At 42.3% G+C, this 928-nt stretch carries 1 protein-coding gene; it reads right to left on the bottom strand.

From position 1 onward, the window contains the following. On the bottom strand, window positions 1-928 hold a 928-nt coding region (locus IEV69_RS13785; protein WP_188443425.1), incomplete at both ends, for an HYR-like domain-containing protein.

Raw genomic sequence — 928 nt, 5'->3', positions numbered from 1 at the left:
TACACAGGCAATCTGACTGTCTTCATCTGCTGGAAGTGTAAAGTCTTCAAACTCGATATTAATGGTTTGTGTCACATTAATAAAGTTACCACAAGCATCAGCAACCTTATAGGTTCTTGTAATGGTGGGTTCACAAGAATCACCATCAGATACGTCTCCATCGTGTGTTACGATAGCTACTCCACAATTATCTGCAGCATCTGTAACTACGGTGATATCCGCATTAGGAATATCATCAATACATGCAACTGTTATAGGATCAGGGTTTGAAGCGGTTGGTGCCTCGTTATCGCCACCACTAAATGTGATGTCAATCTCATTGGCATCGTTGCCACAGTCATCAACGATCACATAGTTGTAAGTAACTGACCAAGAACAATCATCACCGCTAGGTGTGCCTGTTTTGGTTACACTTACAGCTCCACAGTTGTCTGTGTATAGCGCAGCTATCTCTGCTTCACTTGGTCCTACTGGAATATCAGCAAAACAAAGATCCATATCGGTTGCTCCTACTGGAATGACTCCTGTTAAAATAGGTGCCTCATTATCACCACCACTAAATGTGATGTCAATCTCATTGGCATCGTTGCCACAGTCATCAACGATCACGTAGTTGTAAGTAACTGACCAAGAACAATCATCACCGCTAGGTGTGCCTGTTTTGGTTACACTTACAGCTCCACAATTGTCAGTGTACAACAGAGCTATCTCTGCTTCACTTGGTCCTACTGGAATATCAGCAAAACAAAGGTCCATATCGGTTGCTCCTACTGGAATGACTCCTGTTAAAATAGGTGCCTCATTATCACCACCACTATAAGTAATGTTGATTTCCTGACATTCATTTCCACAGTCATCAACTACCGCGTAGTTGTAAGTAACTGACCAAGAACAATCATCACCGCTAGGTGTACCTGTTTTGGTTATG

The sequence above is a fragment of the Planktosalinus lacus genome, assembly GCF_014640155.1.
Taxonomy (GTDB): Bacteria; Bacteroidota; Bacteroidia; order Flavobacteriales; family Flavobacteriaceae; genus Planktosalinus; species Planktosalinus lacus.
This window is presented reverse-complemented; position numbering and strand designations above follow the sequence as displayed.